Annotated in this window: 30 protein-coding genes; 12 read left to right on the top strand and 18 right to left on the bottom strand. The window is 29.8% G+C overall.

All coding sequences use genetic code 11. The features are described from left to right. Positions 1-53: 53 nt before the first annotated feature. A complete protein-coding gene (locus tag L8W55_RS03790) occupies positions 54-1,157 on the top strand; it encodes an Mrp/NBP35 family ATP-binding protein (RefSeq protein WP_039640738.1) in 1,104 nt (367 codons plus the stop codon). A gap of 10 nt (positions 1,158-1,167) precedes the next feature. Continuing rightward, entirely contained in the window at positions 1,168-2,331 is a 1,164-nt protein-coding gene (locus L8W55_RS03795; RefSeq protein WP_263677404.1) for a 2,3,4,5-tetrahydropyridine-2,6-carboxylate N-succinyltransferase, read from the top strand. 10 nt (positions 2,332-2,341) lie between these two features. Here L8W55_RS03795 and L8W55_RS03800 read toward each other — a convergent pair whose 3' ends face one another. From L8W55_RS03800 to galU, 4 genes are all read right to left on the bottom strand, one after another. Next, positions 2,342-3,223: an Mbeg1-like protein gene (locus L8W55_RS03800; RefSeq protein WP_263677405.1), complete on the bottom strand. Its 882-nt coding sequence runs from the start codon at positions 3,221-3,223 to the stop codon at positions 2,342-2,344. Positions 3,224-3,232: 9 nt separating this feature from the next. Then, positions 3,233-3,682, bottom strand: coding sequence for a Dps family protein (locus tag L8W55_RS03805; RefSeq protein ID WP_263677406.1), 450 nt, complete (start codon positions 3,680-3,682; stop codon positions 3,233-3,235). Positions 3,683-3,811: 129 nt separating this feature from the next. Next, positions 3,812-5,035 (bottom strand): glucose-6-phosphate isomerase, encoded by a 1,224-nt coding sequence (locus L8W55_RS03810; RefSeq protein WP_263677407.1) that lies wholly within the window; start codon positions 5,033-5,035, stop codon positions 3,812-3,814. Further along, positions 5,025-5,855 carry a UTP--glucose-1-phosphate uridylyltransferase GalU gene (galU, locus tag L8W55_RS03815; protein WP_039667975.1) on the bottom strand — a complete coding sequence of 277 codons (831 nt, stop codon included), beginning with the start codon at positions 5,853-5,855 and terminating at the stop codon, positions 5,025-5,027. The genes L8W55_RS03810 and galU overlap by 11 nt, the downstream gene beginning before the upstream one ends. Positions 5,856-5,929: 74 nt before the next feature. On the opposite strand from galU, the gene L8W55_RS03820 reads away from it, so the two are divergent. Continuing rightward, on the top strand, positions 5,930-6,511 hold the full coding sequence (locus L8W55_RS03820; RefSeq protein WP_263663600.1) for an IMPACT family protein: 582 nt from the start codon (positions 5,930-5,932) through the stop codon (positions 6,509-6,511). 19 nt (positions 6,512-6,530) lie between these two features. Here the strand turns inward: L8W55_RS03820 and L8W55_RS03825 are convergent, their stop codons facing one another. The 6 genes from L8W55_RS03825 to L8W55_RS03850 are packed head-to-tail and all read right to left on the bottom strand — an operon-like array spanning position 6,531 to position 10,246. Next, positions 6,531-6,863, bottom strand: a complete 333-nt coding sequence (locus L8W55_RS03825; RefSeq protein ID WP_039666553.1) for a hypothetical protein — start codon at positions 6,861-6,863, stop codon at positions 6,531-6,533. Between the two features lie 50 nt (positions 6,864-6,913). Continuing rightward, on the bottom strand, positions 6,914-7,246 hold the full coding sequence (locus L8W55_RS03830; RefSeq protein ID WP_039617462.1) for a hypothetical protein: 333 nt from the start codon (positions 7,244-7,246) through the stop codon (positions 6,914-6,916). Next, positions 7,243-8,817 carry an ABC-F family ATP-binding cassette domain-containing protein gene (locus L8W55_RS03835; protein ID WP_214099012.1) on the bottom strand — a complete coding sequence of 525 codons (1,575 nt, stop codon included), beginning with the start codon at positions 8,815-8,817 and terminating at the stop codon, positions 7,243-7,245. Before L8W55_RS03835 ends, L8W55_RS03830 begins: the two co-directional genes overlap by 4 nt. 46 nt (positions 8,818-8,863) lie before the next feature. Beyond that, positions 8,864-9,382: a hypothetical protein gene (locus L8W55_RS03840; protein WP_039627888.1), complete on the bottom strand. Its 519-nt coding sequence runs from the start codon at positions 9,380-9,382 to the stop codon at positions 8,864-8,866. Positions 9,383-9,396: 14 nt separating this feature from the next. Continuing rightward, a complete protein-coding gene (locus L8W55_RS03845; protein ID WP_039627890.1) occupies positions 9,397-10,011 on the bottom strand; it encodes a toxin-antitoxin system YwqK family antitoxin in 615 nt (204 codons plus the stop codon). Beyond that, complete coding sequence (locus tag L8W55_RS03850) at positions 9,995-10,246, bottom strand: superinfection immunity protein (RefSeq protein WP_201787069.1); 252 nt, start codon at positions 10,244-10,246, stop codon at positions 9,995-9,997. The genes L8W55_RS03845 and L8W55_RS03850 overlap by 17 nt, the downstream gene beginning before the upstream one ends. A 190-nt stretch (positions 10,247-10,436) precedes the next feature. Here L8W55_RS03850 and L8W55_RS03855 point away from each other — a divergent pair, with 190 nt between their 5' ends. Genes L8W55_RS03855 through L8W55_RS03865 form a run of 3 tightly spaced genes read left to right on the top strand, consistent with a single transcriptional unit; the run spans position 10,437 to position 13,054 of the window. Beyond that, complete coding sequence (locus tag L8W55_RS03855) at positions 10,437-10,634, top strand: hypothetical protein (RefSeq protein ID WP_039627892.1); 198 nt, start codon at positions 10,437-10,439, stop codon at positions 10,632-10,634. Positions 10,635-10,686: 52 nt separating this feature from the next. Next, on the top strand, positions 10,687-11,685 hold the full coding sequence (locus L8W55_RS03860) for a GGDEF domain-containing protein (protein ID WP_263677409.1): 999 nt from the start codon (positions 10,687-10,689) through the stop codon (positions 11,683-11,685). A gap of 1 nt (position 11,686) precedes the next feature. Next, on the top strand, positions 11,687-13,054 hold the full coding sequence (locus L8W55_RS03865) for a phosphomannomutase/phosphoglucomutase (RefSeq protein ID WP_263677410.1): 1,368 nt from the start codon (positions 11,687-11,689) through the stop codon (positions 13,052-13,054). On the opposite strand, the gene tilS is transcribed toward L8W55_RS03865, so the two are convergent. Together tilS and rimO are read right to left on the bottom strand one after the other, a co-directional pair. Continuing rightward, on the bottom strand, positions 13,035-13,997 hold the full coding sequence (gene tilS / locus L8W55_RS03870; protein ID WP_263677411.1) for a tRNA lysidine(34) synthetase TilS: 963 nt from the start codon (positions 13,995-13,997) through the stop codon (positions 13,035-13,037). The two genes, L8W55_RS03865 and tilS, sit on opposite strands and share 20 nt — an antisense overlap. Next, positions 13,987-15,303, bottom strand: a complete 1,317-nt coding sequence (gene rimO / locus L8W55_RS03875; RefSeq protein WP_263677412.1) for a 30S ribosomal protein S12 methylthiotransferase RimO — start codon at positions 15,301-15,303, stop codon at positions 13,987-13,989. The genes tilS and rimO overlap by 11 nt, the downstream gene beginning before the upstream one ends. A 77-nt stretch (positions 15,304-15,380) precedes the next feature. Here rimO and prfB point away from each other — a divergent pair, with 77 nt between their 5' ends. Genes prfB through L8W55_RS03890 form a run of 3 tightly spaced genes read left to right on the top strand, consistent with a single transcriptional unit; the run spans position 15,381 to position 18,026 of the window. Then, entirely contained in the window at positions 15,381-16,481 is a 1,101-nt protein-coding gene (prfB, locus tag L8W55_RS03880) for a peptide chain release factor 2 (RefSeq protein ID WP_047207962.1), read from the top strand. Positions 16,482-16,500: 19 nt separating this feature from the next. Further along, positions 16,501-17,337, top strand: a complete 837-nt coding sequence (locus L8W55_RS03885; protein ID WP_263677413.1) for a universal stress protein — start codon at positions 16,501-16,503, stop codon at positions 17,335-17,337. Further along, entirely contained in the window at positions 17,337-18,026 is a 690-nt protein-coding gene (locus L8W55_RS03890) for a potassium channel family protein (RefSeq protein WP_263677414.1), read from the top strand. Before L8W55_RS03885 ends, L8W55_RS03890 begins: the two co-directional genes overlap by 1 nt. Before the next feature lie 12 nt (positions 18,027-18,038). On the opposite strand, the gene L8W55_RS03895 is transcribed toward L8W55_RS03890, so the two are convergent. Then, complete coding sequence (locus L8W55_RS03895) at positions 18,039-18,641, bottom strand: BspA family leucine-rich repeat surface protein (RefSeq protein WP_263677416.1); 603 nt, start codon at positions 18,639-18,641, stop codon at positions 18,039-18,041. Between the two features lie 128 nt (positions 18,642-18,769). After that, complete coding sequence (locus tag L8W55_RS03900) at positions 18,770-19,807, bottom strand: YeiH family protein (RefSeq protein ID WP_263677417.1); 1,038 nt, start codon at positions 19,805-19,807, stop codon at positions 18,770-18,772. Positions 19,808-19,914: 107 nt separating this feature from the next. Here L8W55_RS03900 and L8W55_RS03905 point away from each other — a divergent pair, with 107 nt between their 5' ends. After that, positions 19,915-20,778 (top strand): LysR family transcriptional regulator, encoded by an 864-nt coding sequence (locus tag L8W55_RS03905; protein WP_263677418.1) that lies wholly within the window; start codon positions 19,915-19,917, stop codon positions 20,776-20,778. On the opposite strand, the gene murD is transcribed toward L8W55_RS03905, so the two are convergent. Next, positions 20,770-21,969 carry a UDP-N-acetylmuramoyl-L-alanine--D-glutamate ligase gene (gene murD / locus L8W55_RS03910; RefSeq protein ID WP_263677419.1) on the bottom strand — a complete coding sequence of 400 codons (1,200 nt, stop codon included), beginning with the start codon at positions 21,967-21,969 and terminating at the stop codon, positions 20,770-20,772. The two genes, L8W55_RS03905 and murD, sit on opposite strands and share 9 nt — an antisense overlap. Next, positions 21,969-23,027, bottom strand: coding sequence for a phospho-N-acetylmuramoyl-pentapeptide-transferase (mraY, locus tag L8W55_RS03915; protein ID WP_263677420.1), 1,059 nt, complete (start codon positions 23,025-23,027; stop codon positions 21,969-21,971). The genes murD and mraY overlap by 1 nt, the downstream gene beginning before the upstream one ends. A gap of 78 nt (positions 23,028-23,105) precedes the next feature. Between mraY and gpmI the strand changes: the two genes are divergently transcribed. Together gpmI and fabG are read left to right on the top strand one after the other, a co-directional pair. Beyond that, a complete protein-coding gene (gene gpmI / locus L8W55_RS03920) occupies positions 23,106-24,584 on the top strand; it encodes a 2,3-bisphosphoglycerate-independent phosphoglycerate mutase (protein WP_263677421.1) in 1,479 nt (492 codons plus the stop codon). Positions 24,585-24,598: 14 nt separating this feature from the next. After that, a complete protein-coding gene (gene fabG, locus L8W55_RS03925; RefSeq protein ID WP_263677422.1) occupies positions 24,599-25,342 on the top strand; it encodes a 3-oxoacyl-ACP reductase FabG in 744 nt (247 codons plus the stop codon). Positions 25,343-25,350: 8 nt separating this feature from the next. Here fabG and acpS read toward each other — a convergent pair whose 3' ends face one another. Together acpS and fliL are read right to left on the bottom strand one after the other, a co-directional pair. Continuing rightward, the gene (gene acpS, locus L8W55_RS03930) at positions 25,351-25,707 is read right to left on the bottom strand and encodes a holo-ACP synthase (protein ID WP_263677423.1); all 357 of its coding nucleotides are present in this window, start codon (positions 25,705-25,707) and stop codon (positions 25,351-25,353) included. Continuing rightward, complete coding sequence (gene fliL, locus L8W55_RS03935; protein ID WP_404842191.1) at positions 25,707-26,252, bottom strand: flagellar basal body-associated protein FliL; 546 nt, start codon at positions 26,250-26,252, stop codon at positions 25,707-25,709. The genes acpS and fliL overlap by 1 nt, the downstream gene beginning before the upstream one ends. Positions 26,253-26,307: the final 55 nt, after the last annotated feature.

Here is a 26,307-nt window from a genome sequence, read left to right on the forward strand (position 1 = left end):
AAATTTATATTTATGTTAGTAGAATTAATCATTTTAAATAATAAGGAGAAAAATTGAAGGAAAAAATTGAAGAAAGACTAAAACAAGTTATATATCCAGGTTTTAAAAAAGATATAGTTAGTTTTGGTTTTGTAAAAAAAATTGAATCAAATGAAAATCAAGCACATATTGTAGTTGAAATTGTTTCAGCTAATGCTCAAATCGCACAAGAGCTTAGACTAAACATCGCAAATGCTTTAAAAGATTTAAATTTAGAGCTTAATTTAGAAATCATTCAACCAAAAATTCCTGAAGAAAAAAGCAATTCAAGAAGTGGTAAAAATATCGCTCCACAAATTAAAAATTTCCTTATGATTTCAAGTGGTAAAGGTGGGGTAGGTAAAAGTACTACAACTTTAAATTTAGCGATTTCTTTGGCTAAAATGGGTAAAAGAGTAGGACTTTTAGACGCAGATATTTATGGGCCAAATATACCAAGAATGCTAGGTGAGAGTAAAAGCAAACCCGAAATTGTAGGTCAAAAAATTCGTCCTATTTTATCTCATGGAGTTTATATGATGAGTATGGGCGTGCTAATAGAAGAAGGTAAAGGTTTGATGTGGCGTGGTTCTATGATCATGAAAGCGATTGAGCAACTTTTAGCTGATGTGCTTTGGCCTGAGCTTGATGTATTATTGCTTGATATGCCTCCAGGAACCGGTGATGCGCAAATTACCTTAGCTCAAAGCGTGCCAGTGAGTGCAGGTGTGTGTGTAAGTACTCCTCAAGTAGTATCTTTAGATGATAGCAAAAGAGCGCTAGATATGTTTGAAAAATTACACATTCCTGTTGCAGGTATTATAGAAAATATGAGTGGCTTTTTATGTCCTGATAATGGCAAAGAATATGATATCTTTGGTAAAGGCACTACAGAAGAAATGGCAAAAGCTTATAAGTGTGATGTTTTAGCTCAAATTCCTATCGAAATGAGTGTAAGAGAAGGTGGAGATAGCGGTAAGCCTGTAAGTTTTTATATGCCTGAGAGTGTAAGTTCAAAAAGATATTTACAAGCTGCTGAAAAAATTTGGGAATTTATAGAAAAGGTTAATCAAGAAGGTAAAGTAGATAATTCAGCTATTCAACCTGTAATGAATGGCAAAAGTGCGTGTTCGCAATAAGGAGGAAAATATGCCAATAGAAAGTAAAGAAGAATTTTTAAATTTAATCAAGCAAATCGAACAAAGGATTAATTATAAAAAGCCTAAAGCTTTTGCTATAGCAAGGCTTGATCTAAGTCAAGTTGATCCTAGTAAAAAACTTCAAGCTAATTTTGGTGTGATTAATTTTGAGCAAAATTATGCTGCTGCAGCTGTTATGTTTGAAGCTTTTTTTAGAAGAGGGGTTGATGTTGATTTTAATGAAAGTGAGTTTGTGGCTACTTTGATTAAAGAAGATTTGGATTTTGCGCTTGAATGCTTTGCGCCATTTTTACAAGAGCAAGGTCATAAAAATATAGAAGCAATCAAAGCAGCAAAGGAAAATTTTAGAGAAAATGCTTTTTCTTTTGTTTGTATTTTTGAAGATGAAGCACCAAAAAGTTTAGAAAGTGTGTATTTGAAACTTTATTTGCTTTCAAATAAAAAAGTACCTTTAAGAAGTTTAAATTTAACAGGTGCTTTTGGTATTTTACCAAATGTTGCGTGGAGTGATAATAAGCCTATTGATTTGGACTTTTTAAGAGAAAATGAGATTGATTTAAAAATGAGTGGAAGATATCCAAGGATTGATTATGTAGATAAATTTCCAAGATTTTTAGCTCATGTTATTCCTGAGGATAATACTAGAATTTTAGAAAGTTCTAAAGTAAGAATGGGTGCGGTTTTAGCTGCAGGTACTACTATAATGCCAGGGGCTGCTTATGTGAATTTTAATGCAGGTACAACCGGTGCTTGTATGGTAGAAGGACGCATTAGTTCTTCAGCTGTTGTGGGTGAAGGTAGTGATATAGGAGGCGGTGCTTCTATACTTGGTGTTTTAAGTGGTACAAGTGGTAATGCTATTAGCATCGGTAAAGCTTGTCTTTTGGGTGCAAATTCGGTTACTGGAATTCCTTTAGGGGATAATTGTATCGTTGATGCGGGTATTGCTGTTTTAGAAGGGACTAAATTTGCTTTAAAAAATAAAGAAGAACTTCAAAAAATCAATCCTGATTTTAAATTTGATAAAGATATATACAAAGGTTTAGAATTAGCAGGATTAAATGGCTTACATTTTAGACAAGATTCTCAAAGTGGAGTGATGATAGCAGCTTTTAATAAAAAGGCTGTAAAACTTAATGAAGATTTACATTAGTTCTTAGCCCTTATGGGTTAAGAATTTTAAATAATTCATGTAGCTTATAAATACACACGTTAGGGTGATGTTTAATACTTCCTATGTGTAGTAAAATCTCCTTGCTATCTTTTTTATAAAGCTTTTGCACAAAATTAAAATTCCACCATTGGTAAGTTTTGAAATTTAAATTATGGGTGGTATTTATATGAAAATTTATATAAGAATGATTTTGAAAGTTTTGGTTTAAACCAGGTGCTTGAAAGGCATAGACTTCTTTTGCCGCGTTAGGAAAGGTTCTTGCAAAAGCTTGAGCTAGATATCCTCCTAAAGAATGCCCTATGATGATGAGCTTTTTATCAATGGTGTATTTTTGTTTGAGTTGATTGTAAAAATACTGCATGGATTGAATTTGACCTTTTGGAGTTTTGTTAAGTAAAATTAAAAAATCACTATAAAGATCTTTAAAATCAAAACACAAAGGATTTAAATCACTTCCTGCAAAGGCTAAAATATAGTTTTTTCTTTTTTTATCATAAATAAAACTAGCTCTAAAACCCATTTTAGATTGAGGGTGTGTTTCGTTGATGTGTTCAAGTATTTCATAATTTTTTACAAATTTTAAAGCTAAAAATGCATTGTTTAAACCACCTACGGGGATTTTTTCTTTTTTATAAGAAGGATTAGTTAAAGCTTTTATAATGGCTTTGTGTTTTTGCAAACCTTCTTTTTTCAAGCTTTGATTTAAATATACATTAGCACAATAAGCTACCAAACTATAATCATATAATTTTTGCAATAAATCGATATTTTTTTCAAAATGAGTGCGAAGTTTTAATAAGAGTAGTTTTTCTTGAGAGGTTAAATTTGTTTTTTGACTTAAAGCAATAAAGCTTTGCAAGTCAAAAAACATTATAAATTCTTACATAGAGCAAGTATTTTGGATAGTTGAATTAAGCATCCAAAGAACTTTTTCATATTTTGCAATATTTTCTTGAGCAAATGCTGCTGTTGTAGTATCGCTTGCTTTTTCAGCTTCTTCATTTAGCTTTTTAAATTCAACCAAAAGATATTTATAATCTTCTCTAATAAGCTCTAAAACTTCTACTGGAGTAAAGCAATCTTTTTGAACCTTAGGTGCTTTTGCATTTTCTAGTAATGTTTTTGAGCAAACGATAGCTTTTTCTCCTAATTGTAAAGCTCTTTCAGCACAATCATCAAAAAGCTCTGCCATTTCTTCGTAAGCTTTTTCTGTATATTCATGAATTGAGAAAAACTGTAAACCTTTTACATTCCAATGATAATTATGAAATTTAATCCATAAACTATGAGCATCCGCTTGTAATTGTAATAATTGTTTTGTTACTGACATGTTATCTCCTTTTTTATTTTTTAAAATTATAACATAAAATTCTTAAATAATAATAATTATTATCTAATAAATTTTAATGTTAGTAATTATTATATTTTCATTATACTCTTTTTTTACAATAAAGCAAATTTATTTACTTAACATATTTTTGAGTATTAATTTTCCTACTTCAACACCAGGTTGATCATAAGTATTAATTCCAAGCATAATGCCACATGCAGAAGTAAATAACTCATAATAATACATCAAATACCCACAATGATAAGCATCTAATTTTTCAAGTTCTATGACATCAACGCTTAAATTTTCAGCAATTAATGCATGCATGGTTGCATCACATTGCGCGTTTAAAAGATCATGTAAATTAACCTCATTAGTAAAATCACAATTTTGTAAATGATTTAAGCTTATATTTGGGATACTAGGAGATTTTTGACTATCTTTGATTTTTAAAAAAGTAACAGTTTTATCTTTGGGTCCATCCATAATAAGTTGCAAAAAGCTATGCTGATCTCTAGCGCCAATTAAAGCAATAGGGGTTAAACCTATGCGTTTAAAGCCTTGTTTTTTACCTAGACTTTCGGCAATTAGTTGAATATACCATTCATTAAAGCCCTTAAAAGCATCTCCATAAGAAAAAAGCACATTAATATGCGCACTTTTATGCGTGCAATAATGATAAGCCTTTTGCAAAATTTGATCACATTTTTTCTCAAAAAAATCCACATAACAAGCTTTTGCACCTTCTAATAAGGCTTTAGTATCATACCCGCAAAAGCTCAAAGGAACAATACCAATAGCAGATAAAACACTGAATCTACCTCCAACATTTTTTGGTATAAAAAAGCATTTTATGTTTAATTCTTCACCTAGTTTGTGAAGTTTTGATTCAAAATCAGTAATAAACACAAAGTTTTCATGCAAATTTTCATTTTTAAAATCAAAATGAGCAATGATGAGTTTAAATAAAGAAATCACCTCTATAGTTGTACCTGATTTGCTTGCTATGATAAAAAGTGTTTTTTGGGGATTTGTTTTTTGCATAGTTTGGGTAAAAGTATGTGAGGAGGTATTATCAATAATAAAAAGTTTTTTTTCTTCTACTTGATCAAATAAAAGCTCTTTTAAAGCTTTAACCCCACAACTTGATCCACCCATACCCACTAAAACGATATTTTCTATATGAGTTTTAGTAGCGATAAATTCTTTGCTTTCTTTGATTAAATCAAAGCTTGTATCTACTAAGTGATAATACCCTATATCGCCACTTTCTAACTCATCATTCATTCTATTTGCATAAGCGGTGATTTTTTTAAAATCTTGGGTTTTAAAAAATAAAGTATTATTTAGCATTTTTACTTTTCTCATAAAAATAATTTGTCGCTTCCACAAAGCCTTCTACGCTTCCACAATCAAACCTTTTTCCTTTAAATTTATAAGCTAAAACCATATTATTAGTTGCTTGTGAAAGTAATGCATCGGTTAGTTGAATTTCTCCGTTTTTACCTGCTTTAGTATTTTCTAAAATGCCAAAAATATCAGGCGTTAGAATGTATCTTCCTATGATGGCTAAGTTGCTTGGAGCATCTTTTGGATCAGGTTTTTCTACCATAGAATTTACCATGATTAAATCCTCTTCCACAGCATTTCCAGCTATAACCCCATAGTTTGAAACTTGATCGGCTTCAACTTCCATCACAGCTATAACAGAGCAGCGGTATTTTTCATAAATTTTTACCATCTGAGCTAGGACATTTACCCCATCTTCATTTACACATAAATCATCTGCTAAAATTACTCCAAAAGCTTCATCTTGCACTAAAGGCTTTGCTTTTAAAACTGCATCTCCTAAACCTTTCATTTCATTTTGTCTTGTAAAAGTAAAAGTGCAACGATCTATGAGTGTTCTTATTTCACTTAAAAGATATTCTTTTTTAGTACCTGCGATTTGGTGTTCAAGTTCATAAGAAATATCAAAATAATCCTCTAAAGCTCTTTTTCCACGCCCTGTAACAAAACCCATAGTTTCCATGCCAGCTTCTAAAGCCTCATCTACACCATAGTGAATTAAAGGTTTAGTTAGTATAGGTAGCATTTCTTTAGGTAGGGTTTTTGTAGCAGGTAAAAATCTAGTACCATAACCTGCTGCGGGAAAAATACAAGTTTGAAGCATAGTTTATCCTTAAATTTTTATAAGTTGTTTTGATTATAATTTTATTTAAATATTATAACTAAATTAAGGAAAAAATGAAAACCATTGATCAAATTTATCAAGCAAAAATAGAAATCAAAAAATCAACTTTTTTATCTTTTTTGTGTCCTTTTGAAGATTTTCAAACTTTAATGCAAAAACTAAGAAACGAGCATTTAAAAGCTGTGCATTTTGTATATGCTTATAGGTATTTGAATGAATTTGATCAAATCATAGAAGATAAAAGCGATGATGGTGAGCCAAAAGGAACTTCTGCTATGCCTTGTTTGAATGTCTTAAGAGGGGCTTTACTTGTTAATTGCGCGGTGATTGTGGTGCGTTATTTTGGAGGGATTAAACTTGGTACAGGCGGTCTTGTAAGAGCTTATAGTGAAGCTACAAATGAAGCTATTTTAAATGCAACACTTTTAGAATTTGAAGCTAAAAATATTTTAATTTTAAACATTCCTTTTCATCTTTATGCAAGATTTGAGCATTTTTTAAATAAAAATAACATTTCATATGAAAAAAAATTTCAAGAAAATGTTGAACTGATTTTAAGTGTTAATGCAAAAGAAGAAGAGGAATTTAAAAAATTTGCAAAAGAGTTTGAATTTAGCGGACTTATTTGGAAGTAAGCGTTTGCTTACTTCATTTTTATAAAGAACTTAAAAGATCTTTTACCATATCTTTTTGTGGTTCTTGTTTTTCTTCTATATTAGCTTGCATAGGAGTTTCGTTTTGTCCTCTAAAACGATAATTATAAATATTTGACATATTTGAGCTAAAAATTCCTGTGCTAAATTGATCTTGACTCATAGCTTTTGAAAAAAGCTCATCAAGTTTTATGCTTTGCTCGTTTAAATTTTCACTATTGCTTTGACTAAGTAAAGACATAAAGTCTTCATTAGCTCCTTGAGTGCTTTTATAAGCACTACTTTGACCATATCCATACTCTTTAACCGATAAATTATCATGGTTAACTTGCATGTTTTCTCCTTTCAAAATATTACAAGGAAAAAACAAGCAAAAATCATTCCTTAATCGCCATGAGTTGGATAGTATTCGGCTTCTATTTCATTGTTTTTGATAAACTCTTCTCTAGCTTTATTACAGCGCTCATCCCTTAGTTTTCTATAAGCATTTCTACTTTCTAATTCTTGAGAAGTTAAAGGGCGATCTTCTAAAAATGAAATGTGAAAATAAGTATCATCTTCTTTGCTGAATTTTTCATAAAATTCAACATAGTCAAAATAATCTTTTTCGCTTTGAAAATCAATACTTTCTTCTACATAAATAGTTGGGCCAAAACCTCTGTGATTTTGAGTAAAATGTCCAAAACCAGCTGCATATTTTATCTTAAACGAATTCATTCTAAACCTCCTAAAAATTCGTCATAACTTCCTTTAAAATCTGTTAATTTCCCATCTTCTAAAAACCATATACGATTAGCAAAAGCACTAATTAGTTCTCTATCGTGGCTTATGCATATCACACAACCTTTGAAATTATACAAGGCTTCACCTAATGCAATGATACTTTCAAGATCTAAATGATTATCCGGTTCATCTAAAAGTAAGAAATTTCCACGTTCTAACATTAATTTTGAAAGCATTAAGCGGTGTTTTTCGCCCCCGCTTAAGCTAGAAGCCATTTTCTCTTGATCGCTTCCGCTAAAGAGCATTCTACCAAGACATTTGCGAATTTCATCCAAATCTTTGAATTTTTCACTCATTAGCCATTCATAAAGTTTCAAATCTTCATTAATTAAATTCGTTGTATCTTGTGAAAAATATCCCATTTCTATGGTAGCACCAAGGTGGATGTGGCCACTATCGGGTTCTAATTTTGATGCGATGATTTTAGCTAAAGTGCTTTTTCCAACACCATTTGCACCGATTAAGGCTATTTTATCACCTTTTTCTAATTTCAATTCTAAATTTTCAAATAAGGTTCTATCATAAGCTTTGCTAATGCCTTTTAATTCTAAAACCTCATTTCCTATTTCTCTATTTGTTCTAAAAACTATACTAGGATCACGCCTACTTGAAGTTTTAATCTCTTCAAGTTCAAGTTTTTCTAAAGCTTTAGCTCTGCTTGTAGCTTGTTTGGCTTTTGAAGCATTAGCACTAAAACGACGTATGAAATTTTCTAATTCTTCTCTTTCTTTTAAGGTTTTATCGCGTTTGAGTTCAGCTTGTTTAGCAAGTAAGGTTGAAGCCATATACCAGTCATCATAATTTCCAGCAAAATCGCGTATTTGTTTAAAATCCACATCTAAAATTCTTGTACAAACTTTATTTAGAAAATGTCTATCATGACTAATTACTACTAAAGTTCCCTCATGTCTTAAAAGCTCATTTTCAAGCCAAGAAATAGCTTCTAAGTCAAGGTTGTTTGTAGGTTCATCTAAAAATAACACATCAGCACCTAAAAATAATACTTGTGCTAATAAAACTTTAAATTTATCCGCACTTTGTAAAGTACTCATGAGAGCATTAAAATCTTTAATATTTAAAGAACTAAGAATTTTTTCACATCTAAGTTCACAATCATAGTTTGGATCTTCTTCTGCTGTTATGATTTCAAGCTCGCTTAATCTATCATTGATTTCATCGGTAAATTCTTCACTCATATAAAGTTTTTCTTTTTCTTTTAGTGCATCATATAATCTTTTATTTGCACACATTACCGCATCTTTGATAGTGTAGTTTTCAAAAGCAAATTGATCTTGTCCTAATACAGCGATTTTTAAATTTGGATCTATACAAATTTCTCCACTACTTGATTCTATTTCGCCTGAGAGAATTTTTAAAAAGGTTGATTTTCCTGCACCATTTGCGCCTATAAGTCCATATCTTTCACCACGGTTTAATTTTAAATTCACATCTTCAAATAAAAGTTGGTTTGCAAAACGCATAGTGAGATTTTTTACTTCTACCATTAATATTCCTAAGTTTTTTGCTTGAAATTGTATCAAATAATGAGTATTATTTGAAATCTTTCATAGAAATTTCTTTTAAAAGTTTCTTATTGTCTTCAAGAAAATCATAAAATACATCTATTGCAAAACCTGTAATAATTGCAACATAAATTTCTGATTCTAGTTGTGTTATGCTATAAATCCCTTCTATTTTTACATATTCTAGCATATTAGCATCTATTGTTAGGACTGAAAATAAAAAAGGCGAAAAAGCTTTAACACTACAAAATCTAATATTTGGAATATTACTGTCAATGATAAATTTAAAATTTTGAAAACCAAAGTTAAAATATTTAATTTCATTAAAAGCTTCAATTTTATCTTTTTCAAAAATTGCAGCTGTTTCAAAATCACTTTGATTTAATTTTTCTTTTATAGCTATATCAAACATTTCATCATAGTGTGATATATAAAAATTTTTTAATTGTTGGTCTAAAAGAGTGATGATTTTTGGATCATCACATCTTGGTAAAAAATTTGCAAAAACAAAGGTGTGAAAAAATAAAAATAAAAGAATTTTTTTCATAAAAAACCTTTGAACTATTTTTGAATTAATCTTCCGTTTTCAAATTTTTGCTCATCTATTATAGCGCCATTTCTGTATGTTCTAAAAATACCATTTTTTAAATCATTTTTATATTCTTCTTCTGAAATTAAGGCTCCATCTGGACTATACGTTTTAAAAATTCCATCTTTTTTGCCATCTTTGTTATAATTTTGCTCTAAAACGATATTACCATTAGAAGCATATAATTTATAAACACCGATATATTTTCCATTTTTATAAGTTCCCTCGGCTTCTATTTTTCCATCATCATAATAAGATTTAAATTGTCCATCATATTGATTGTTTTTAGTTTGTGCTTCAAGTTGGAGCTGTCCATTTTCAAAATATTGTTTTACAAATCCTTCTTTTTTACCATCTTTATATTCTTCTTCACTTTGTAGTTGTCCATTACTAAAAAAAGTTCTTTTTACTCCATGAATTCTAGATTGAGAATTGTAAGGAATTTCTTCTTTAAGATTTCCATTTGTATATTGACTTTGGTTTACTTTAACTGTATCGCTAGGTTGTCCTGGAAATTTTTCTCCACCGCATGCTACAAATAAACTTGCTAACCCTGCTATAAAAGCAATCTTAATTTTTTTGTTCATTTTTATCCTTTGATATTATTTTTTCATTTTGTATAATTATTGTTTGCTGTGATTTGTTTATGAAAGACCATATTAAACAAACAATCCATACTATTAAAGTCCATCCTAGTAATAAATTTAAAGCAATAATTGCAAACCAATTGCTATGTTTTCTACAAAGTGCTATTACTGATGGAAGCATATATAATGTAAATATTATAATAGCTGTAGTATTGCCTATCTCTTCAGCACTCACATTCAACTCCTCCTTAATTTTTAACTTAGATTTTATTTTTAAAATTATAAAAAATAAATATAAAATAAATCTTAAAAAACATAATATTTATTTATTTTTTAGAAAATAAGAATAAATATTATGCTGTTATCTTTTAAATAATTTTCAAGTATGCTCAAAAATATTAATTTTTACAAAGAAGAATTTAAATATGACAAAACGAGATATAGCAGGCTTTTTAGGAGTTGATGTGCAAACTTTACGCAATTGGCAAAAAACTCGTCCAAATCTTTACCGTGTTATTATGCAAGGTTTGGCTATTGAAGAAGCTGTAAAAGAAAGCAAAGAGCATTATGAAAAACTTTCATCTATTGCAAAGGATGCACAAAAATATGTAATGAAAAAATAATTCAAAATTGTTGTATAATTTTTAAAATTATTTTTAAGTTAAGGTTATTTGATTGAGTTTAGTTTTATTATCTTTTTTACCTTCTTTTAGTCTTGTTTTGGAGTTTTTAGCTTTATTCTTAGCTTATTTTTTTAAGCAAAATAAGATTTTTTTCTTACTTTTGTTGATTTTATGTGCTAGGGCTTTATCTTTAGTGGCAAGTGAATATCAAGCGCATTTGTTTATCTCGGTGTTTTTGCCTTTTTCTTTTGTGCTTTTTGTATTTTTGCAAGATAGCAAACTTGTGTTTGAAAGAATTAATCTCATTAAATTTGCGTATTTAGCCTTCATGGGTTTTGTAGCGTTAATACTTAGTACAAGTACTAATTTTAATGCAAGCATTACAAGTGAAATTTTTGGTCTTTCAACGCAATTTTTTAAGCCTATTAGTGAGTTAAGCTTTTGTGTGTTTTGGGTGGGAATGATATTTTTATTATTTTCGTATTTTAAAAATAATGATTTTCATTTTTTACTTGCTTATATGGGCTTGAGTGTGCAGTTTTTATTTTACAATAGTGTTGATTTGGGTTATTATGAATTTGCTTCTTTGGTATTGATAGGATTTTTAGCCTATAAAGCTTATAAAATAGCCTTTTTTGATACTTTAACCAATTTGCCAAATTTAAAAGCCTTAAGAAGATATGCCCAAGGGCTTGAAAATTTTCATTTAGCCTTGATTGAAGTAAAAAATATCAATGAAATTTATCATCAAAAAGGCTCAAAAATGGGCGAGTTTATAATGTATGAGTTTGCTAGGATTTTAAAAAAAGCCTTACATACTAGGGTTTTTAAAGATGATAAGGATTATTTTATCATTGTATTTGAAAATGAAAGTATGGCTTTTGTGCAAAGCAAACTTCAAATGCTTGAAAATTTTATGCAAAAATATAGTTTTGAATTTAAAGATCAAAATGCAAAATTAGAAATTAAACTTTGTTTATCAAGCAAAAATGAAAACATAGAAGAAAGTTTAAAACAAGCAAAATTAGAACTTAGAAGACAAAAGGATTAAAATGTTAGATTTGATTTTTAGAGAGTATGATATAAGAGGGCTTTACCCAAGTGAGTTAAATGAAAAAAGTGTAAAAGCCATAGGCTATGCTTTGGGTTTAGAAATGAAAGCAAGGGGTTGTGAGAAGGTAAGCGTAGGTTATGATGCAAGATATAGTGCAAATGAACTTTTTAATTATTTAATCAGTGGTTTAAATAAAGCTAATATGCAAGTTTTCAATATAGGCTTAGCACCAACTCCTATGGGGTATTTTAGTTTGTTTTTTGATGATATTTTTGATGCAAATATCATGATAACAGGCTCACATAATCCAAAAGAATACAATGGCTTTAAAATCACGATTAATAAAGAAAGTTTTTTTGGTACTGATTTGAAAAAGCTTTCTTTAACAGTGCAAGAGTATTTAGAACTTGAAATCAATGATGATTTAAGATATGAAAATTATGATGTTAAAAGCTTATATATAGACTTTTTAGCTAAACATTTTTCACATCTTAAGGACTATAAAGAAAAAATCATCATTGATTGCGCAAATGGAGCTACTGGAGTGATTATAAAGCCTTTGGTGGAAAAATTAAATCTTAATGCGCAAATTTTATTTGAAAATCCTGATGGAAATTTCCCAAATCATGCGCCCGATCCAACAGAGCTTGAAAATTTACACGCATTGCAAGCTGCATTAAAAGAAAATGAAAATGCAAAAATGGGCTTTGCTTTTGACGGAGATGGAGATCGTTTAGTAGTCGCAAGTAAAGATTATGTATTTAAGGGTGATGAGCTTTGCTATTTATTTGCTAAAAATATAAAAAATCCTAGAGTTTTAGGTGAAGTAAAATGTTCTAAAAATCTTTTCGATGAGGTGGCTAAATTTGGTTTTATCATGATGGGTAAGACTGGGCATTCTAATATTAAAAAAATGATGAAAGAGCAAAATATCGACATAGCAGCAGAACTTAGTGGGCATATTTTCTTTAAAGATAGATATTTTGGTTATGATGATGGAATTTATGCATTTTTAAGAACCTTAGAGCTTTTAGTGAATGGTTTTGATATAGAAAAATTAGTTAAAGAATTGCCAAAACTTTATGCAAGTGAAGAGATTAAGCTTAAGGTTAGTGAAGAAAATAAATTTCAAATCATAGAAAAATTTAAAGAAAAAGTAAAAGCAAACGCTTTTGAAAATGTGCTTGATTGCAATGAAATTGACGGAGTTAGAATCACCTTTAAAGAAGGCTGGGTGCTTTTGCGTGCTTCTAATACAAGCCCATATCTTATCATGCGCACCGAAGCTACAAGTGCTGAATTTAAAGATTTTTTAGAAGCAAGGGTAAAAGAACTTTTCGAAGAAATCATAAAAGAGCTTGCATAAGTTCTTTTACATCAATATTTTTTGTGTATAAATATGCTCTTAAGAGTTTAGGGATTTTTGCTTTTCTATAAATTTCTTTAAATTCTTTCGGCATTTTCTCACAACTTATAAAAGGAAAAATCAAAACTTTTTCTTGTATATAAACAATGCCTATTTTATGTGAAATCACTCCATCGCCTTTTAAAGCTTCTTGTCTTTGTTTGGCGCTTAAAAGTACTCCAAGTTTTTTAAAGCATTTTGCGATTAAACTTTCATCTTTATGAGTAATGTAAATATTTTTAAATTCACAGATATTTTCTTCTTTTAAGTCTTTTTCTAGGTATTTAAAGCTTTTTTTTACTCCATTTGGATAAAGCTTTAAAAACTCATTGGCAAAATTTTTGCGTATAAAATTTCTAAAATATTTTTCATCATCATTACTCTCATCATGAAAATAAGCGATATTGTTGTCTTTTAGGTAGTTTGAAATTTCTTCTTTTGGAATTTCAAGTAAGGGTCTTATGATAGTAAAATATTTCCTTTTTTCAATATCTTTAAAACCAAGCAATTCTCTAAGCCCTGAACCTTTGGAAAATTGCATTAAAAACCATTCTAGTTTATCATTTAAATGATGAGCTAGTAAAAGATTATCATAAGAGTGATTTTTGCAAAGTTCTTCAAAAAACTCATAACGCAAAGCCCTTGCGCAAGCTTCGAAATTTTTTGTTATCTTGGGTGCGGTTTTGATGTAAATTTTTTTATGAAAATGCTTGGCTAATTCTTTGGCACTTTGTTCTTCTTTATCACTATTTTTGCGAGTTTTATAGTTTATAAAAGCAAGATCAAAATCTATATTTTTTTCTAAAAGCATGAAAAATAAAGCACTAGAATCACTCCCATGAGAAAACGCTAAAAGATTTTTCCCTTGCTTTAAATGATTTAAATATTTGCTATCAATCATCAAACTTTCTTAAGGCTTTTGCAATGAGTTTTTTATCTAAGCTCTGTGTGATTTCACACTCATAAAGCTCACCCATTTCTAAATCTCCACAATCACTTTCATTGATGAGAATTTCTCCATCAATATTTCTATCCCAACGCAAATCTTTTGCACCGATGAAAAATTCTCCTTCAGAGCTTTGACCTTCACAAAATGCTAAGGTTTTTTTACCAACTTGTTGATTAAAGCTTTTTTCTATGCATTCATCAACAATTTTTTCTATCACTTTTAATCTTGCATTGATGATTTTACTAGGAATTTGTTCCATTTCAAAAGCTGCGGTATCTTCTTCTTTAGAATAAGCAAAAACACTAATTCTATCAAAACCAAATTCTTTTATAAAAGCGCATAATTCTTCAAAGTCCTCATCACTCTCTCCAGGGTGTCCTACTATAAAACCTGTGCGTAAAAATGAATTTGGGGCTTGTTTCATTAAATTTAAAAGTTCGATTAATTTAGCTTTGTTAGCTCCGCGTTTCATGATTTTAAGCATATTATCACTGATGTGTTGTAAAGGCATATCAAAATAATTTACAAAAACTTTTGATTGAATGATTTTTTCTATCACTTCTTTGCTAATACTTGTTGGATATAGATATAAAATTCTAGCAGCCTTTACACCTTGGATATTTTCTATAGCTTCAATAAGCTTTAAAAGTCCATCTTTTTGACCTTGATCAAACAAATATGAACTTGTATCTTGAGCGATAAAAGAAAAGTCTTTATAGCCTTTTTTAACAAGTTCTTTTACTTCATTTATAATACTTTCTAAGCTTCTTGATTTGAGTTTGCCTTTAAAACTTGGTATAGCGCAAAATGAACATTTTTGATTGCATCCTTCAGCTATTTTGATAAAAGCGTGATAATTTGATCCTGTGATTACACGATTGGTATTTTTATCTTGCAAGTAAGTGGAATTTGAAAAAAGATTAGTTTTTTTAAGTATCATTTCATCAATTTTTTCATAATCTCCCACACCGGTAAAAAGATCAACTTCAGGTAGTTCTTTCATTAATTCCTCGCGGTAGCGTTGCATTAAACATCCTGTTACAACTAACAATGAATCTTTTTTTCTTTGCTCGTGTAAGTCTAAAATCGCATTTATGCTTTCTTTTTTAGCACTATCTATAAAGCCACAGGTATTTACAATCAAAACATCAGCTATGCTTGGCTCATCACAAATTTCATAATCACTTAATCTTCCAAGCATGATTTCACTATCAACTAAATTTTTATTACAACCTAAAGACATTAAAAAAAGTTTTGGCATATTTCTCACTTTAAATATTTTATTTTTTTGCTAAAATTATAAGATTAAATTATATCAAAATTAGAAAGAAAATTTTTATGGATAATTACGAATACAGCGAACTTTTAAAAAAATTAAAAAACAAAGTTGGAAATATCGCTTCTATTATTAAGCCTGAAGAGATAAAAGCTAGATTAAAAGAAATAGAAAATTTAGAAAATTCCCCTTCTTTTTGGAGTGATGTAAAACAAGCAGGAGTGATAGGTAAAGAAAAAACTAAAATTTCAAATTTATTAAAAAACTACGAGAACGCTTTCAATGCTTTAAATGACGCTAGTGAGCTTTTTGATCTAGCAAATAGTGAAAATGATTTAGACACTATAGAAGCTTTATTTGAAGATGCAAATAAGCTAGAAGATCTTATTGTAAATCTTGAAATTTCTATGCTTTTAAGTGGGGAAAATGATGGTAAAAATGCCATAGTTTCCATTCACCCAGGAGCAGGTGGAACGGAGAGTAATGACTGGGCTAGCATGCTTTATAGGATGTATTTGAGATTTTGTGAAAGAGAAGGTTTTAAAGTAGAAACACTTGACTTTCAAGAAGGCGAAGAAGCAGGGCTTAAAGATGTTAGCTTTTTAGTAAAAGGTGAAAATGCTTATGGGTATTTAAAAGCTGAAAATGGCATTCATCGTTTAGTAAGAACTTCTCCATTTGATAGTGCAGGGCGTCGCCATACGAGTTTTTCTAGTGTGATGGTTTCACCTGAACTTGATGATGATATAGAAATAGAAATTGAAGAAAAAGATATAAGGATTGATTATTATAGAGCAAGCGGAGCAGGTGGACAGCATGTTAATAAAACTGAATCAGCAGTGCGTATAACTCATATGCCAAGTGGTATAGTAGTGCAATGTCAAAATGATAGAAGTCAACATAAAAACAAAGCCACAGCTTTTAAAATGTTAAAATCACGCCTTTATGAACTTGAGCTTATGAAACAACAAGATGAAGCAAATTCAAGTGAAAAAAGTGAGATAGGTTGGGGGCATCAAATCCGCTCTTATGTACTTTTTCCTTATCAACAAGTTAAAGATACACGCTCAAATGAAGCTTTTTCACAAGTTGATAATATCTTAGATGGGGATATTAAAAAAATCATAGAAGGTGTTTTAATAGCGCAAAAAGCGCAAGATTGATACTACAAAAGGATATTAAATGGAAAAAATTCTAGTTTGTGTAGATGTTTTAGAGCCTTGTAGGGAAAGTTTGCATTATGGGGTGTATTTAGCTAAAAAGCTAGATTTACCTTTAATGTTTTTATACACAATAGAACCAAATTTTACTAATGCTGAATTAGCTTGTAGTTTTGGCATAGGCGCTAGTGGATGTGTGATTGAAGATTTAGTAGAAGAGCAAAGTCAAAAAAATGAAAATCTTTGCAAAAAAGGGCAAAGAATTTTAGAAGAATTTTGTGCTTATGCAAAAGAACAAGGCGTAAAAGAATGCTTTAGTGTGCAAAGAGATGGAGATTTGGAAGAAGTTTTAAAAGAATACAATGATCAAATAAGATTAGCCATAGCAGGTTTAAAAGGCGGAGGTAAGAAAAACAAAATAGGCATTCATACAGAAGAATTAGTAAGAGCTTTAAATGTGCCTATTTTGCTTGTAAATTCTGCTTTTAAAGAGATTAAAAGTGTGATGATGGCTTATGATGGGAGTAATTTAGCTAAAAAGGCCATAGAACAAGCCATTAAAAGACCTATTTTTAAAGAAGCAAAGCGTTATGTGGTAAATGTATCTAAAGATGAAAAATCTTCTTGTGAGTTATTAGCTCAAGTAAGTCAAATTTTTAAAGAAGCAAATTTAAATGTACAAACTCAGCATTTAAACGGAGAGATTGCTCAAGCTTTATTTGATTTTGGCGAGCAAAATGATATAGATTTATTGATCATGGGGGCTTATTCACATCACTGGTTAAAAAGTATTTTATTTGGTAGTTTGACAAATGATATTTTAACTAAGGCTAAAAAACCTTTATTGTTAATTCGCTAATGCTACATCATAGGCTTTTAAATCACTATATTAGCATTTATCATAAAAGTACCAAACGATTTCTTTTTGTTTGGACTTTGCTTGCTATAGTACCTTTGTTTTGTAGTTTTTTATTTGATGAGCTTGCTATTTATGCAACAGGTAAAATTACTTCTGAAATTTTATTTTTAATTTTAAATATTATTCCTATTATGGTGGCTATAGCATTGATGATGTTTTTGCTTATTAGTATTTGGGCTGCTTTTAGTAGTAAGATTAATATTAAAGAAAAATTTTTTATTATTTTATATGCTTATGTTTTGATATGGTTTGCGTATGGGAATTTGTATTATTTTTCTTGTGATGTAGATAATTATAATAGAATGTTAATTACTACTCAAAAAAATGAAAATTTAGATATTGTGGATTTGCAAGAAAAAGTTATAGAGGTACAGTTTCAAACCCCTATAAGAGGAATTCATAATTTTTGGTCTTTAGATGATGACTTAAAACCTCAAATTCAAAATAGAATAAAAGGTTTGGTTGATTGTTATTATTTTAGTGGAGTTACTATGCTAACAATAGGTTTTGGCGATGTAACACCTGTTAGTTCTTTGTTAAGATTATTTAGTGTATTTCAAGGATTTTTAGGGCAGGTTATTGTTGTGATTGCTATGGGGCTTTGGATTAACCAAGCAGGTAAGCAATAGCTTACCTTGCGATTAATGTTTTATAGCATATTTATTTTGTATTTCTTCATGTCCTAGTATTTTTTGAACATTGCAGTTTTTATCAATATCTAATTTTTTAACATCATAGTGAAAATTAGTACAATTGTGCAATAAAAATGCCATTGTTTTAGCATTGTGTACATCCCATCTTGATAAATCTTGATCAAATTGTTTGCAGTTTTCAAACATATGTGCCATTGTAATGGCATTATGCACATCCCAATTTTCTACTTTATGATTAAATTTAAGACAATTACAAAACATATACTTGGTATCTTTAACATTTGACATATTCCAAGAAGATAAGTCTTGATCAAAAGATTCACAATCAAAAAACATTCCTTCCATGTTTTCAACATTTCTAACATTCCATTTAGAAATATCATGATTAAAGCTTTTGCAGCAATAAAACATATAAGACATATCTTTAACATTTGATACATCCCATTTTTCTATACCATTAAAATTAGTCCTAGTAGAATAGTAGAATAAATAAGACATATCCGTGATTAAGCTTACATCGATTTCATCTAAGGTAATAAGCTCTTCTCTAACAAGAGCAACTAATTCACATTTTGTTTTAGGCGTAAACATGTTAGCTCCTTTTTTTTGTATTTATTTCATCTCAATTATAATACTATTTAAATATAAAGTAGTAAAAAATAAATATTAAATTAATAAAAAAATATAAAATACAATTTTATGTTTCATAATGAAACATATTATAAATTTAATAGGAAAATTAAGCTAATTGATATAAAGATTAACCATATAAAAAGCAAAAATGCCATCAAAAATGGTTTAAAACCTGCATTTTTTAAAACATTTTTATGGATATTCACTCCCAAAGCTACCATAGCCATAGAAAGTAAAAGTGTATCTATGGTTTGTATGCTTGGTTTTATATAATTAAGTGCAAAATCGGTATTTAATATTTCAAGTGAGCTAATACCACATGCAAATAAAAACCATAAGGCAAAATAAGGAATATTTGCTTTAATGGAGATTTTTTCATTATTTTTGCTTAGAAATTTCAATGAAAAAAGACTTAAGAAAATTAAAAAAGGCACTAGCATTAAAACACGTATCATTTTTTCTATGACAGCACCATCTCCTGCTTGCACAGCTTCACCTGCTGCAACAGCATGTGCAACTTCATGTAAGCTTGCTCCCATGAAATACCCCATTTGCTTTAAGCTCAAAAAATCAAACCAACCTAAATTCCAAGCAAAAGGATATAAAAACATCCCTAAAGTTCCAAAAACCACCACAGTACAAACTGCTACGCCAACTTTAGCAGAGCCACCTTTAACAACGCTTTCACTTGCCATCACAGCAGCTGCTCCACAAATGCTTGAGCCACTACTTATAAGTATGCTTTCTTTAAGATCAAGTTTAAATAATTTTCCTAGCAAAAGCCCTATAAAAAAGGTAGAAAATACCACTAAAAATGCTAGTAAAATCCCATTTAATCCAACTTTTTCTAAATCATTAAAAGTAATTCTAAAGCCATAAAGTATAATTCCAAGTCTTAAAATTTCTTTTGTTGCTATGCTTAAAACTCCTGATTTTTTAAGTAAATTTGTATTTTGATGTGCTAAATTTCCTATTAAAGCTCCCAAAATCACGGCTATGATTAAAGCTGAAATTCCAAGATTTTTAAAAAAATTAAGCTCAGAGATAGCAAAAGCACAAAAAGCAAGAGTAAAAAGCAGTAAAAAAGCTTCAAATTTTCTATTTTTATATATATTTTTATGCATGAATTTTTCCTTTTTTTGTTTTTTTGTAATATTAATGATTTTTTTATGATAAGTAAAATTAATTTTATTTGATATAATGATTAAAAATATTTATCAAAAGAGTACTTATGACTTTTAAACAAATAAAATATTTTCAAGCTTTGTGTAGAAATTTAAATTTAAGAGCTTGTGCTAAAGAATTAAGTATAACTCAATCTGCTTTGTCTTTAGCTATATTTGAACTTGAAAAAAGTTTAAACACCAAGCTTTTTGATAGAAATGCTAAATTTTTAAGCTTAAATGAAAAAGGAAAGGTTTTTTTAAAACAAATCACTCCTTTGATTTTAGAATTTGAGCGCATAGAAAAAGCAATGCAAGATGATCAAAGCTATGAAATAAGTATGAAAGTTAGTCAAAATGTAGGCACTTATTTACTAGGATCTTTTTTAGATCAAAAGGCAGAAAATATCAAGTTAAATTTGTCTTTGGATAATAGTCAAAATATTATCAAAGATATTTTAGATAAAGAAATAGATATAGGTTTGATTGAAGGAATTTGCAAAGATAAGGATATAAAAAAGATTAAAATTTGTGATGATGAGCTTATTGTGGTGAGTAAAAATGACTTCAAAAAAGAATTTTTCATAGATGAGTTAAAGGATTTTAAATGGTTAAGTCGTGAGCAAGGTTCAGGTGCAAAAGAAGTGTTTTTAAATGCTTTGCCTAAAGATATAAAGCTTAATTTAGCTTATGAGCTAAACTCAACTGCTATGATAAAAGAGTTGGTTAAAAAAGGTAAATTTTTAGCAGTTTTACCCAAATTTAGCGTTAAAGAAGAACTTGAAACTAAAAGCTTATTTGAAGTGAGATTAAAAAATTTTAAAATTTCAAGAGAGCTTTGCTTGATTTATCATAAAAATAAAGAACCAAGCAAGAAATTTATAAATTTATGTGAGTTTTTAAAACTTTGCGTTCAAAAAGATTTAGCTTAATTCTTGAATACATTTTTTAAAAAGCTCCCCTCTTTCTTCATAAGATTTAAACTGATCTAAGCTCGCACAAGCAGGGCTTAGCAGGGCTACTTCATCATTAGTTAAGTTTTGATTGATTTTTTCTACTGCTTTAGGTAAAAACTCACAAAAATGTGCTTTTAAATTAGCATTTTTAGCATATTCAAGCATTTTATTAGTGCTTTTTCCTATGGCATAAAGCTCTATATCAAGCTCTTTCATAAAAGTAAATAAAGCACTTAAATCCACTCCCTTATCATCCCCGCCTATGATAAGATGAATTTTTTTATCCTTATAGCGTTTAAGAGCAGCTAAACTAGCATCCAAATTAGTTGCTTTAGTATCATTTACCCAAAGTCTATTTTTATGATCAAATATTTCTTCAAGTTTATTTTTTTCTATTTTAAACTCATTTAAAAGCTTGTAAGAGCAACGATCTAGTATGATTTTTTCTATACTTAAGGCAATAAGTGCATCAAGTAAAAATGGGGTTTTAAAATGAATTTTTTCTAAGTCAATTTGCATTTTTTTAGCTAAATCTTGCTCATCTTCATAGCTTATAACATAAGCATGAGTTGGATAAGCCTCATATTTTTTAGGTAAAATTACCACATCATTTTCATTCATTCTTTCAAGCACGCTAAGCTTTGCTTGCTCATAATTTTCAAAGCTTTTATGCCAAGAAAGATGATCAGGTGTGATAGGTAAAAGCGCATAAATTTCAGGTTTAGCTATTTTGGTGTAAAAAAGTGAAAAAGATGAGCTTTCTAAAATCCATAATTTAGCATTAGCATCCATTTGTGCTAAAGGAGTTCCTATGTTTGCTCCCATTTGTGCATTGATGTGTTTTAAAAGATGATGTGTCATTTGAGTGGTGGTGGTTTTGCCATTTGTTCCGCTTATCCAAACACTTTTTGGCATACCATCATAGAAAAAATCATACTCGCTGCTTAAATTTCTTGCTTGCTGTATGAGAAGATGATCACTTGGAAAACCAGGACTTGGAATTTCTAAGTCGCTTTTTAAAGGATCAAATTCACAAGGCGGTAAAAGTGTATTGTTAAATTCATCCTTACTTATATTTGTAAAATGATCATCATAAATATCGCAATTTCCAAAACGCTGTGCAAAAGCTTTGGTTGTTTTTCCGTATCCAAAAAGTGAAATTTTCATTATCTTAACTTTATACTAATTAATGCAATAATATTTGCAAGTAAGGCTATCATCCAAAAACGCACGATGATTTTATTTTCCACCCAACCTATTTTTTCAAAATGATGATGAATAGGTGCCATTTTAAATACTCTTTTATTAAAGATTTTAAAACTTCCTACTTGTAAAATCACTGAAATAGTTTCTAAAACAAATACAAAACCTATAAGCAAAAGTAAAATTTCATTTTTACTTACTATACCAAGATAGCCTAAAAATGCCCCTATACTTAAACTCCCACTATCTCCCATAAAAACTTGTGCAGGATAGCAGTTATACCACAAAAAACCCATAAGCGCGCCAACCAAAGCTGAGCTTAGCACCACAAGTTCTCCTAAACCTTGAATTTTAGGTAAAAATAAATAAGAACTATAAATAGCATTTCCACTTAAATACAAAAAAGCACCAAGGCTTAAAAGAGAAAATATAGAAGGCACAGTTGCAAGACCATCAAGCCCATCGGTTAAATTTACAGCATTAGAGCTTGATACAATAACTAAAATCCATAAAAACAACATAAACATACCACCATCAAAAACAGCATGCTTGTAAAAAGGTAAATAAAATTCAGTATTTATATCAAATAAATATAACAATCCAACACAGATAAAAGCAGCACTAAATTGCCCTAGAAGTTTCATTTTTGGACTTAATCCTGCGTGATTGTCTTTTTTTAAAATTTTCCCCAAATCATCTACTAAGCCTATAGTGCAAAATAGTACTAAACACAATAATCCAACGATTACAAAACTATTATTTAAATCAGCGCTTAAAACACTTGCTATGATAGTAGCAAAGATAAAAACAAGCCCACCCATAGTAGGGGTATGAGATTTAGCTTGGTGTGATTGTGGAGCGTATTCATAAATAGGTTGATTTGCTTTTTTATTTTGAGCCCATTTGATAAATTTTGGCATTAAATACAAACTCAAAAACAAAGCGATAAAAAATGCAAAACCAGCACGCACGCTAATATAAGAAAAAAACATATAATTTGTATATTCTGTAAGATAAAGCAAAATTTTAACCTTATATTTGTTTTTTAAAAGCATAATTTTAGTAAAATCACATAAATAAATTATAAAAAAGAGTAAAAAATGAGTCAAAAATGTATTTTGATAATTACAGATGGTATAGGACATAATACAAATTCAAACTATAATGCTTTTTTTCATGCTAAAAAGCCAACTTATGATAAGCTTTTTAAAAATACTCCTAATGTTTTAATAAAAACAAGCGGTTTGGCAGTTGGTTTGCCTGAAGGTCAAATGGGCAATAGCGAAGTAGGGCATATGTGTATAGGTAGTGGGCGCATAATCTATCAAAATTTAGTCAAGATAAATAAAGCCATAGAAAATGACACTTTAAAAGACAATAAGGCTTTAAAAGATTTATTACAAAAATGCAAAAGAGTACATATTATAGGGCTTTATAGTGATGGCGGGGTGCATTCTATGCATACACATTTTAATGCACTTTTAAAAATTTGTAAGCAAGAAAATAAAGAAGTTTTTGCACATGCAATTAGCGATGGCAGGGATTGTCCTCCAAATTCAGGTTTAGAATTTATAAAATCTTTACAGGAATTTTGCGAAAAAGAAGGGGTTAATTTTGCTTCTTTATCGGGAAGATTTTATGCTATGGATAGAGATAAGCGCTATGATAGGGTTAAGTCTTATTATGATGCTTTATTTGCTAAGGCGCCAAAGTGTGATGATTTTGTGCAATTTATACAAAAAAGCTATGATGAAAATATCACAGATGAGTTTTTAAGCCCAGTTGTTAGTCAACACTTTGATGGAATTAAGGCTGAAGATGGTGTGATTTTTATCAATTTTAGAAATGATAGAATGCGTCAATTAGTTGCTTCTTTAACTCAAGAAAGCTTTAATGAATTTCCAAAAGAAGTACTTGTAAAAAATGCCATTACTATGAGTTTGTATGATGAGAGTTTTAAACTGCCTGTGATGTTTGAAAAAGAAGAATTAAATAATACCTTAGCTTCTGTGATAGCTAATGCAAATTTAAGCCAACTTCACACAGCTGAGACAGAAAAATACGCCCATGTAACCTTTTTCTTTAATGGAGGAAAAGAAGAATTAGAGTGTAATGAAACAAGAGTTTTAATTCCAAGTCCTAAGGTAAAAACATATGATGAAAAACCTCAAATGAGTGCTAAAGAAGTCGCAGATGAGGTGCTTAAGGGTATAGAAAATGGTATGGATTTTATCGTAGTAAATTTTGCAAATGGTGATATGGTAGGACATACGGGTGATTTTAATGCTGCAATTAGTGCGGTTGAATGTGTGGATGAGTGTTTAGGTAGGGTTATTGCTAAAGCAAGAGAGTATGATTATGCTTTTATTATTACTTCAGATCATGGAAATTGTGAAGCGATGAGGGATGAAAATGAAAATATGCTTACTAACCACACAACCTTTGATGTTTTTGCTTTTGTAGAAGCCAAAGGAGTAGAAAAGCTTAAAGAAGGCATGGGGCTTAGTAATATAGCACCAAGCGTGCTTAAAATTTTAAACTTGCCTATTCCAAAAGAAATGGATGAGGCTTTATTTTAATTTAAAGGAGAACAATGAAATTTAGTGGAAAAAATGTTTTAATAACAGGTGCAAGTAAAGGTATAGGTGCAGCAATAGCCAAAGAATTAGCAAGTTATGGTTTAAAAGTTTGGATTAATTATAGAAGCAAGCCTGAGCTTGCTGATGCGCTAAAAGAAGAGATAGAAAAAAGTGGTGGCACTGCAGCTGTGATTAAATTTGATGCAAGCGTTGAAGAAGAATTTACAAGCGCTATTGCAACTATAGTAGAAAGTGATGGTGAGCTTAGTTATTTAGTTAATAATGCGGGTATTACTAATGATAAATTAGCGCTTAGAATGAGCATGGATGATTTTTCTTCAGTGATTAATGCTAATTTAAATTCAAGCTTTTTAGGTTGTAGAGAGGCATTAAAAACTATGAGTAAAAAACGTTTTGGTGCGGTTGTAAATATCGCTTCTATAGTTGGAGAAATGGGAAATGTAGGCCAAACTAATTATAGTGCTAGTAAAGGCGGTATGATAGCATTAACAAAATCTTTTGCTAAAGAAGGTGCTGCAAGAAATATAAGATATAACTGCATTACCCCAGGTTTTATAAAAAGTGATATGACTGAAGTTTTAAGTGATGAAATAAAACAAAATTATATTAATAATATCCCTTTAAAGCGTTTTGCAGATGCAAGCGAGGTAGCTCAAGCTGTGGCGTTTTTATTAAGCGATCATTCTTCTTATATCACAGGGGAAATTTTAAAAGTCAACGGTGGGCTTTATATGTAAGCAAGGTTTTAACCTTGCTTAGCTTCTATAGCCACTACTGCTATAGCAAAACCCCCATCATGTGCTACGCTTACACTTGCTGATTTTATATTAAATTCTTGTATGACTTTTTGGGAAAAACTAATATGTGGAGCATTTTTATCATCCTTAGAGATGATGATGTCAAAAAAAGAACATTCTTTAGAAATTCCAACCCCTAAAGCCTTAGAAGCAGCTTCTTTAATAGCCCAAAATCCTGCTAGAGTGTTGGTATTTTTTATATAACTTTGCTCTTGCTTGGATAAAAATTTATCCAAGAAAAGCGTTTTATGTCTTTCATAAATTTTTTCTATGCGAGAGCATACGACTATGTCACAGCCTATCATTAAGATACTACAAAGTCAGTAAAATAAATATTTTTGATAAAACCATCGGTTAAAACCTCATTGATTTTACCGGTTAATTCATCTTTTAATCTTTCTTTACCCTTTGTGGTGCTTACTTCTTCAAAGGTTTTTGAAGTTAAAGTTCTAATGATAATATCTCTAATAATAGCAACTTTTTTATCAAGCTCAGGAGTTAGAGTTTCAACATTTTGTTCAAGTTGAATGGTGCATTTTACATATCTTGATCCACCATCACTTAATAAATTTAGTGTAAAAGGTGCTAAAGGATACATCACGCCGATATTTGCATAATCACTCCCTCTAGCTGCTACTGCATTTGTTTTTTTAGGAGCTTGTGCAACTTGTGCGCTTTCTTCAGCTTGCGGAGCAGGATTTTCTTCAGAACCACCGCTAAACATTAAATAAGCAATCGCTCCTACAATTACAAGCAAAAATACAAATAAAAATACAACGATAATAATTACTAAAGTATTGCCACCTTTTTTCTTTGATTCGCCTTGTTCATCCATCATATCATCAGCCATATTTTTCCTTTTATAAAATTTAAAGTGTTATTGTATCAAAAATTATAATTTTTTT

Origin of the sequence: Campylobacter sp. FU_520, assembly GCF_025772385.1 — a bacterium.
GTDB lineage: Bacteria > Campylobacterota > Campylobacteria > Campylobacterales > Campylobacteraceae > Campylobacter_D > Campylobacter_D lari_C.

Coding starts and splice junctions, on each gene's coding strand:
- L8W55_RS03890 (WP_263677414.1), top strand. CDS start 17,337: ATGCTACATCATAGGCTTTTAAATCACTATATTAGCATTTATCATAAA.
- fliL (WP_404842191.1), bottom strand. CDS start 26,252: ATGGCTGATGATATGATGGATGAACAAGGCGAATCAAAGAAAAAAGGT.
- L8W55_RS03810 (WP_263677407.1), bottom strand. CDS start 5,035: ATGCTAAATAATACTTTATTTTTTAAAACCCAAGATTTTAAAAAAATC.
- L8W55_RS03795 (WP_263677404.1), top strand. CDS start 1,168: ATGCCAATAGAAAGTAAAGAAGAATTTTTAAATTTAATCAAGCAAATC.
- L8W55_RS03805 (WP_263677406.1), bottom strand. CDS start 3,682: ATGTCAGTAACAAAACAATTATTACAATTACAAGCGGATGCTCATAGT.
- L8W55_RS03845 (WP_039627890.1), bottom strand. CDS start 10,011: ATGAACAAAAAAATTAAGATTGCTTTTATAGCAGGGTTAGCAAGTTTA.
- L8W55_RS03825 (WP_039666553.1), bottom strand. CDS start 6,863: ATGCAAGTTAACCATGATAATTTATCGGTTAAAGAGTATGGATATGGT.
- L8W55_RS03840 (WP_039627888.1), bottom strand. CDS start 9,382: ATGAAAAAAATTCTTTTATTTTTATTTTTTCACACCTTTGTTTTTGCA.
- acpS (WP_263677423.1), bottom strand. CDS start 25,707: ATGATAGGCTGTGACATAGTCGTATGCTCTCGCATAGAAAAAATTTAT.
- galU (WP_039667975.1), bottom strand. CDS start 5,855: ATGCTTCAAACTTGTATTTTTCCCGCAGCAGGTTATGGTACTAGATTT.
- L8W55_RS03905 (WP_263677418.1), top strand. CDS start 19,915: ATGACTTTTAAACAAATAAAATATTTTCAAGCTTTGTGTAGAAATTTA.
- L8W55_RS03885 (WP_263677413.1), top strand. CDS start 16,501: ATGGAAAAAATTCTAGTTTGTGTAGATGTTTTAGAGCCTTGTAGGGAA.
- murD (WP_263677419.1), bottom strand. CDS start 21,969: ATGAAAATTTCACTTTTTGGATACGGAAAAACAACCAAAGCTTTTGCA.
- fabG (WP_263677422.1), top strand. CDS start 24,599: ATGAAATTTAGTGGAAAAAATGTTTTAATAACAGGTGCAAGTAAAGGT.
- L8W55_RS03835 (WP_214099012.1), bottom strand. CDS start 8,817: ATGGTAGAAGTAAAAAATCTCACTATGCGTTTTGCAAACCAACTTTTA.
- L8W55_RS03865 (WP_263677410.1), top strand. CDS start 11,687: ATGTTAGATTTGATTTTTAGAGAGTATGATATAAGAGGGCTTTACCCA.
- L8W55_RS03855 (WP_039627892.1), top strand. CDS start 10,437: ATGACAAAACGAGATATAGCAGGCTTTTTAGGAGTTGATGTGCAAACT.
- prfB (WP_047207962.1), top strand. CDS start 15,381: ATGGATAATTACGAATACAGCGAACTTTTAAAAAAATTAAAAAACAAA.
- L8W55_RS03800 (WP_263677405.1), bottom strand. CDS start 3,223: ATGTTTTTTGACTTGCAAAGCTTTATTGCTTTAAGTCAAAAAACAAAT.
- L8W55_RS03900 (WP_263677417.1), bottom strand. CDS start 19,807: ATGCATAAAAATATATATAAAAATAGAAAATTTGAAGCTTTTTTACTG.
- L8W55_RS03895 (WP_263677416.1), bottom strand. CDS start 18,641: ATGTTTACGCCTAAAACAAAATGTGAATTAGTTGCTCTTGTTAGAGAA.
- L8W55_RS03820 (WP_263663600.1), top strand. CDS start 5,930: ATGAAAACCATTGATCAAATTTATCAAGCAAAAATAGAAATCAAAAAA.
- L8W55_RS03830 (WP_039617462.1), bottom strand. CDS start 7,246: ATGAATTCGTTTAAGATAAAATATGCAGCTGGTTTTGGACATTTTACT.
- rimO (WP_263677412.1), bottom strand. CDS start 15,303: ATGCCAAAACTTTTTTTAATGTCTTTAGGTTGTAATAAAAATTTAGTT.
- gpmI (WP_263677421.1), top strand. CDS start 23,106: ATGAGTCAAAAATGTATTTTGATAATTACAGATGGTATAGGACATAAT.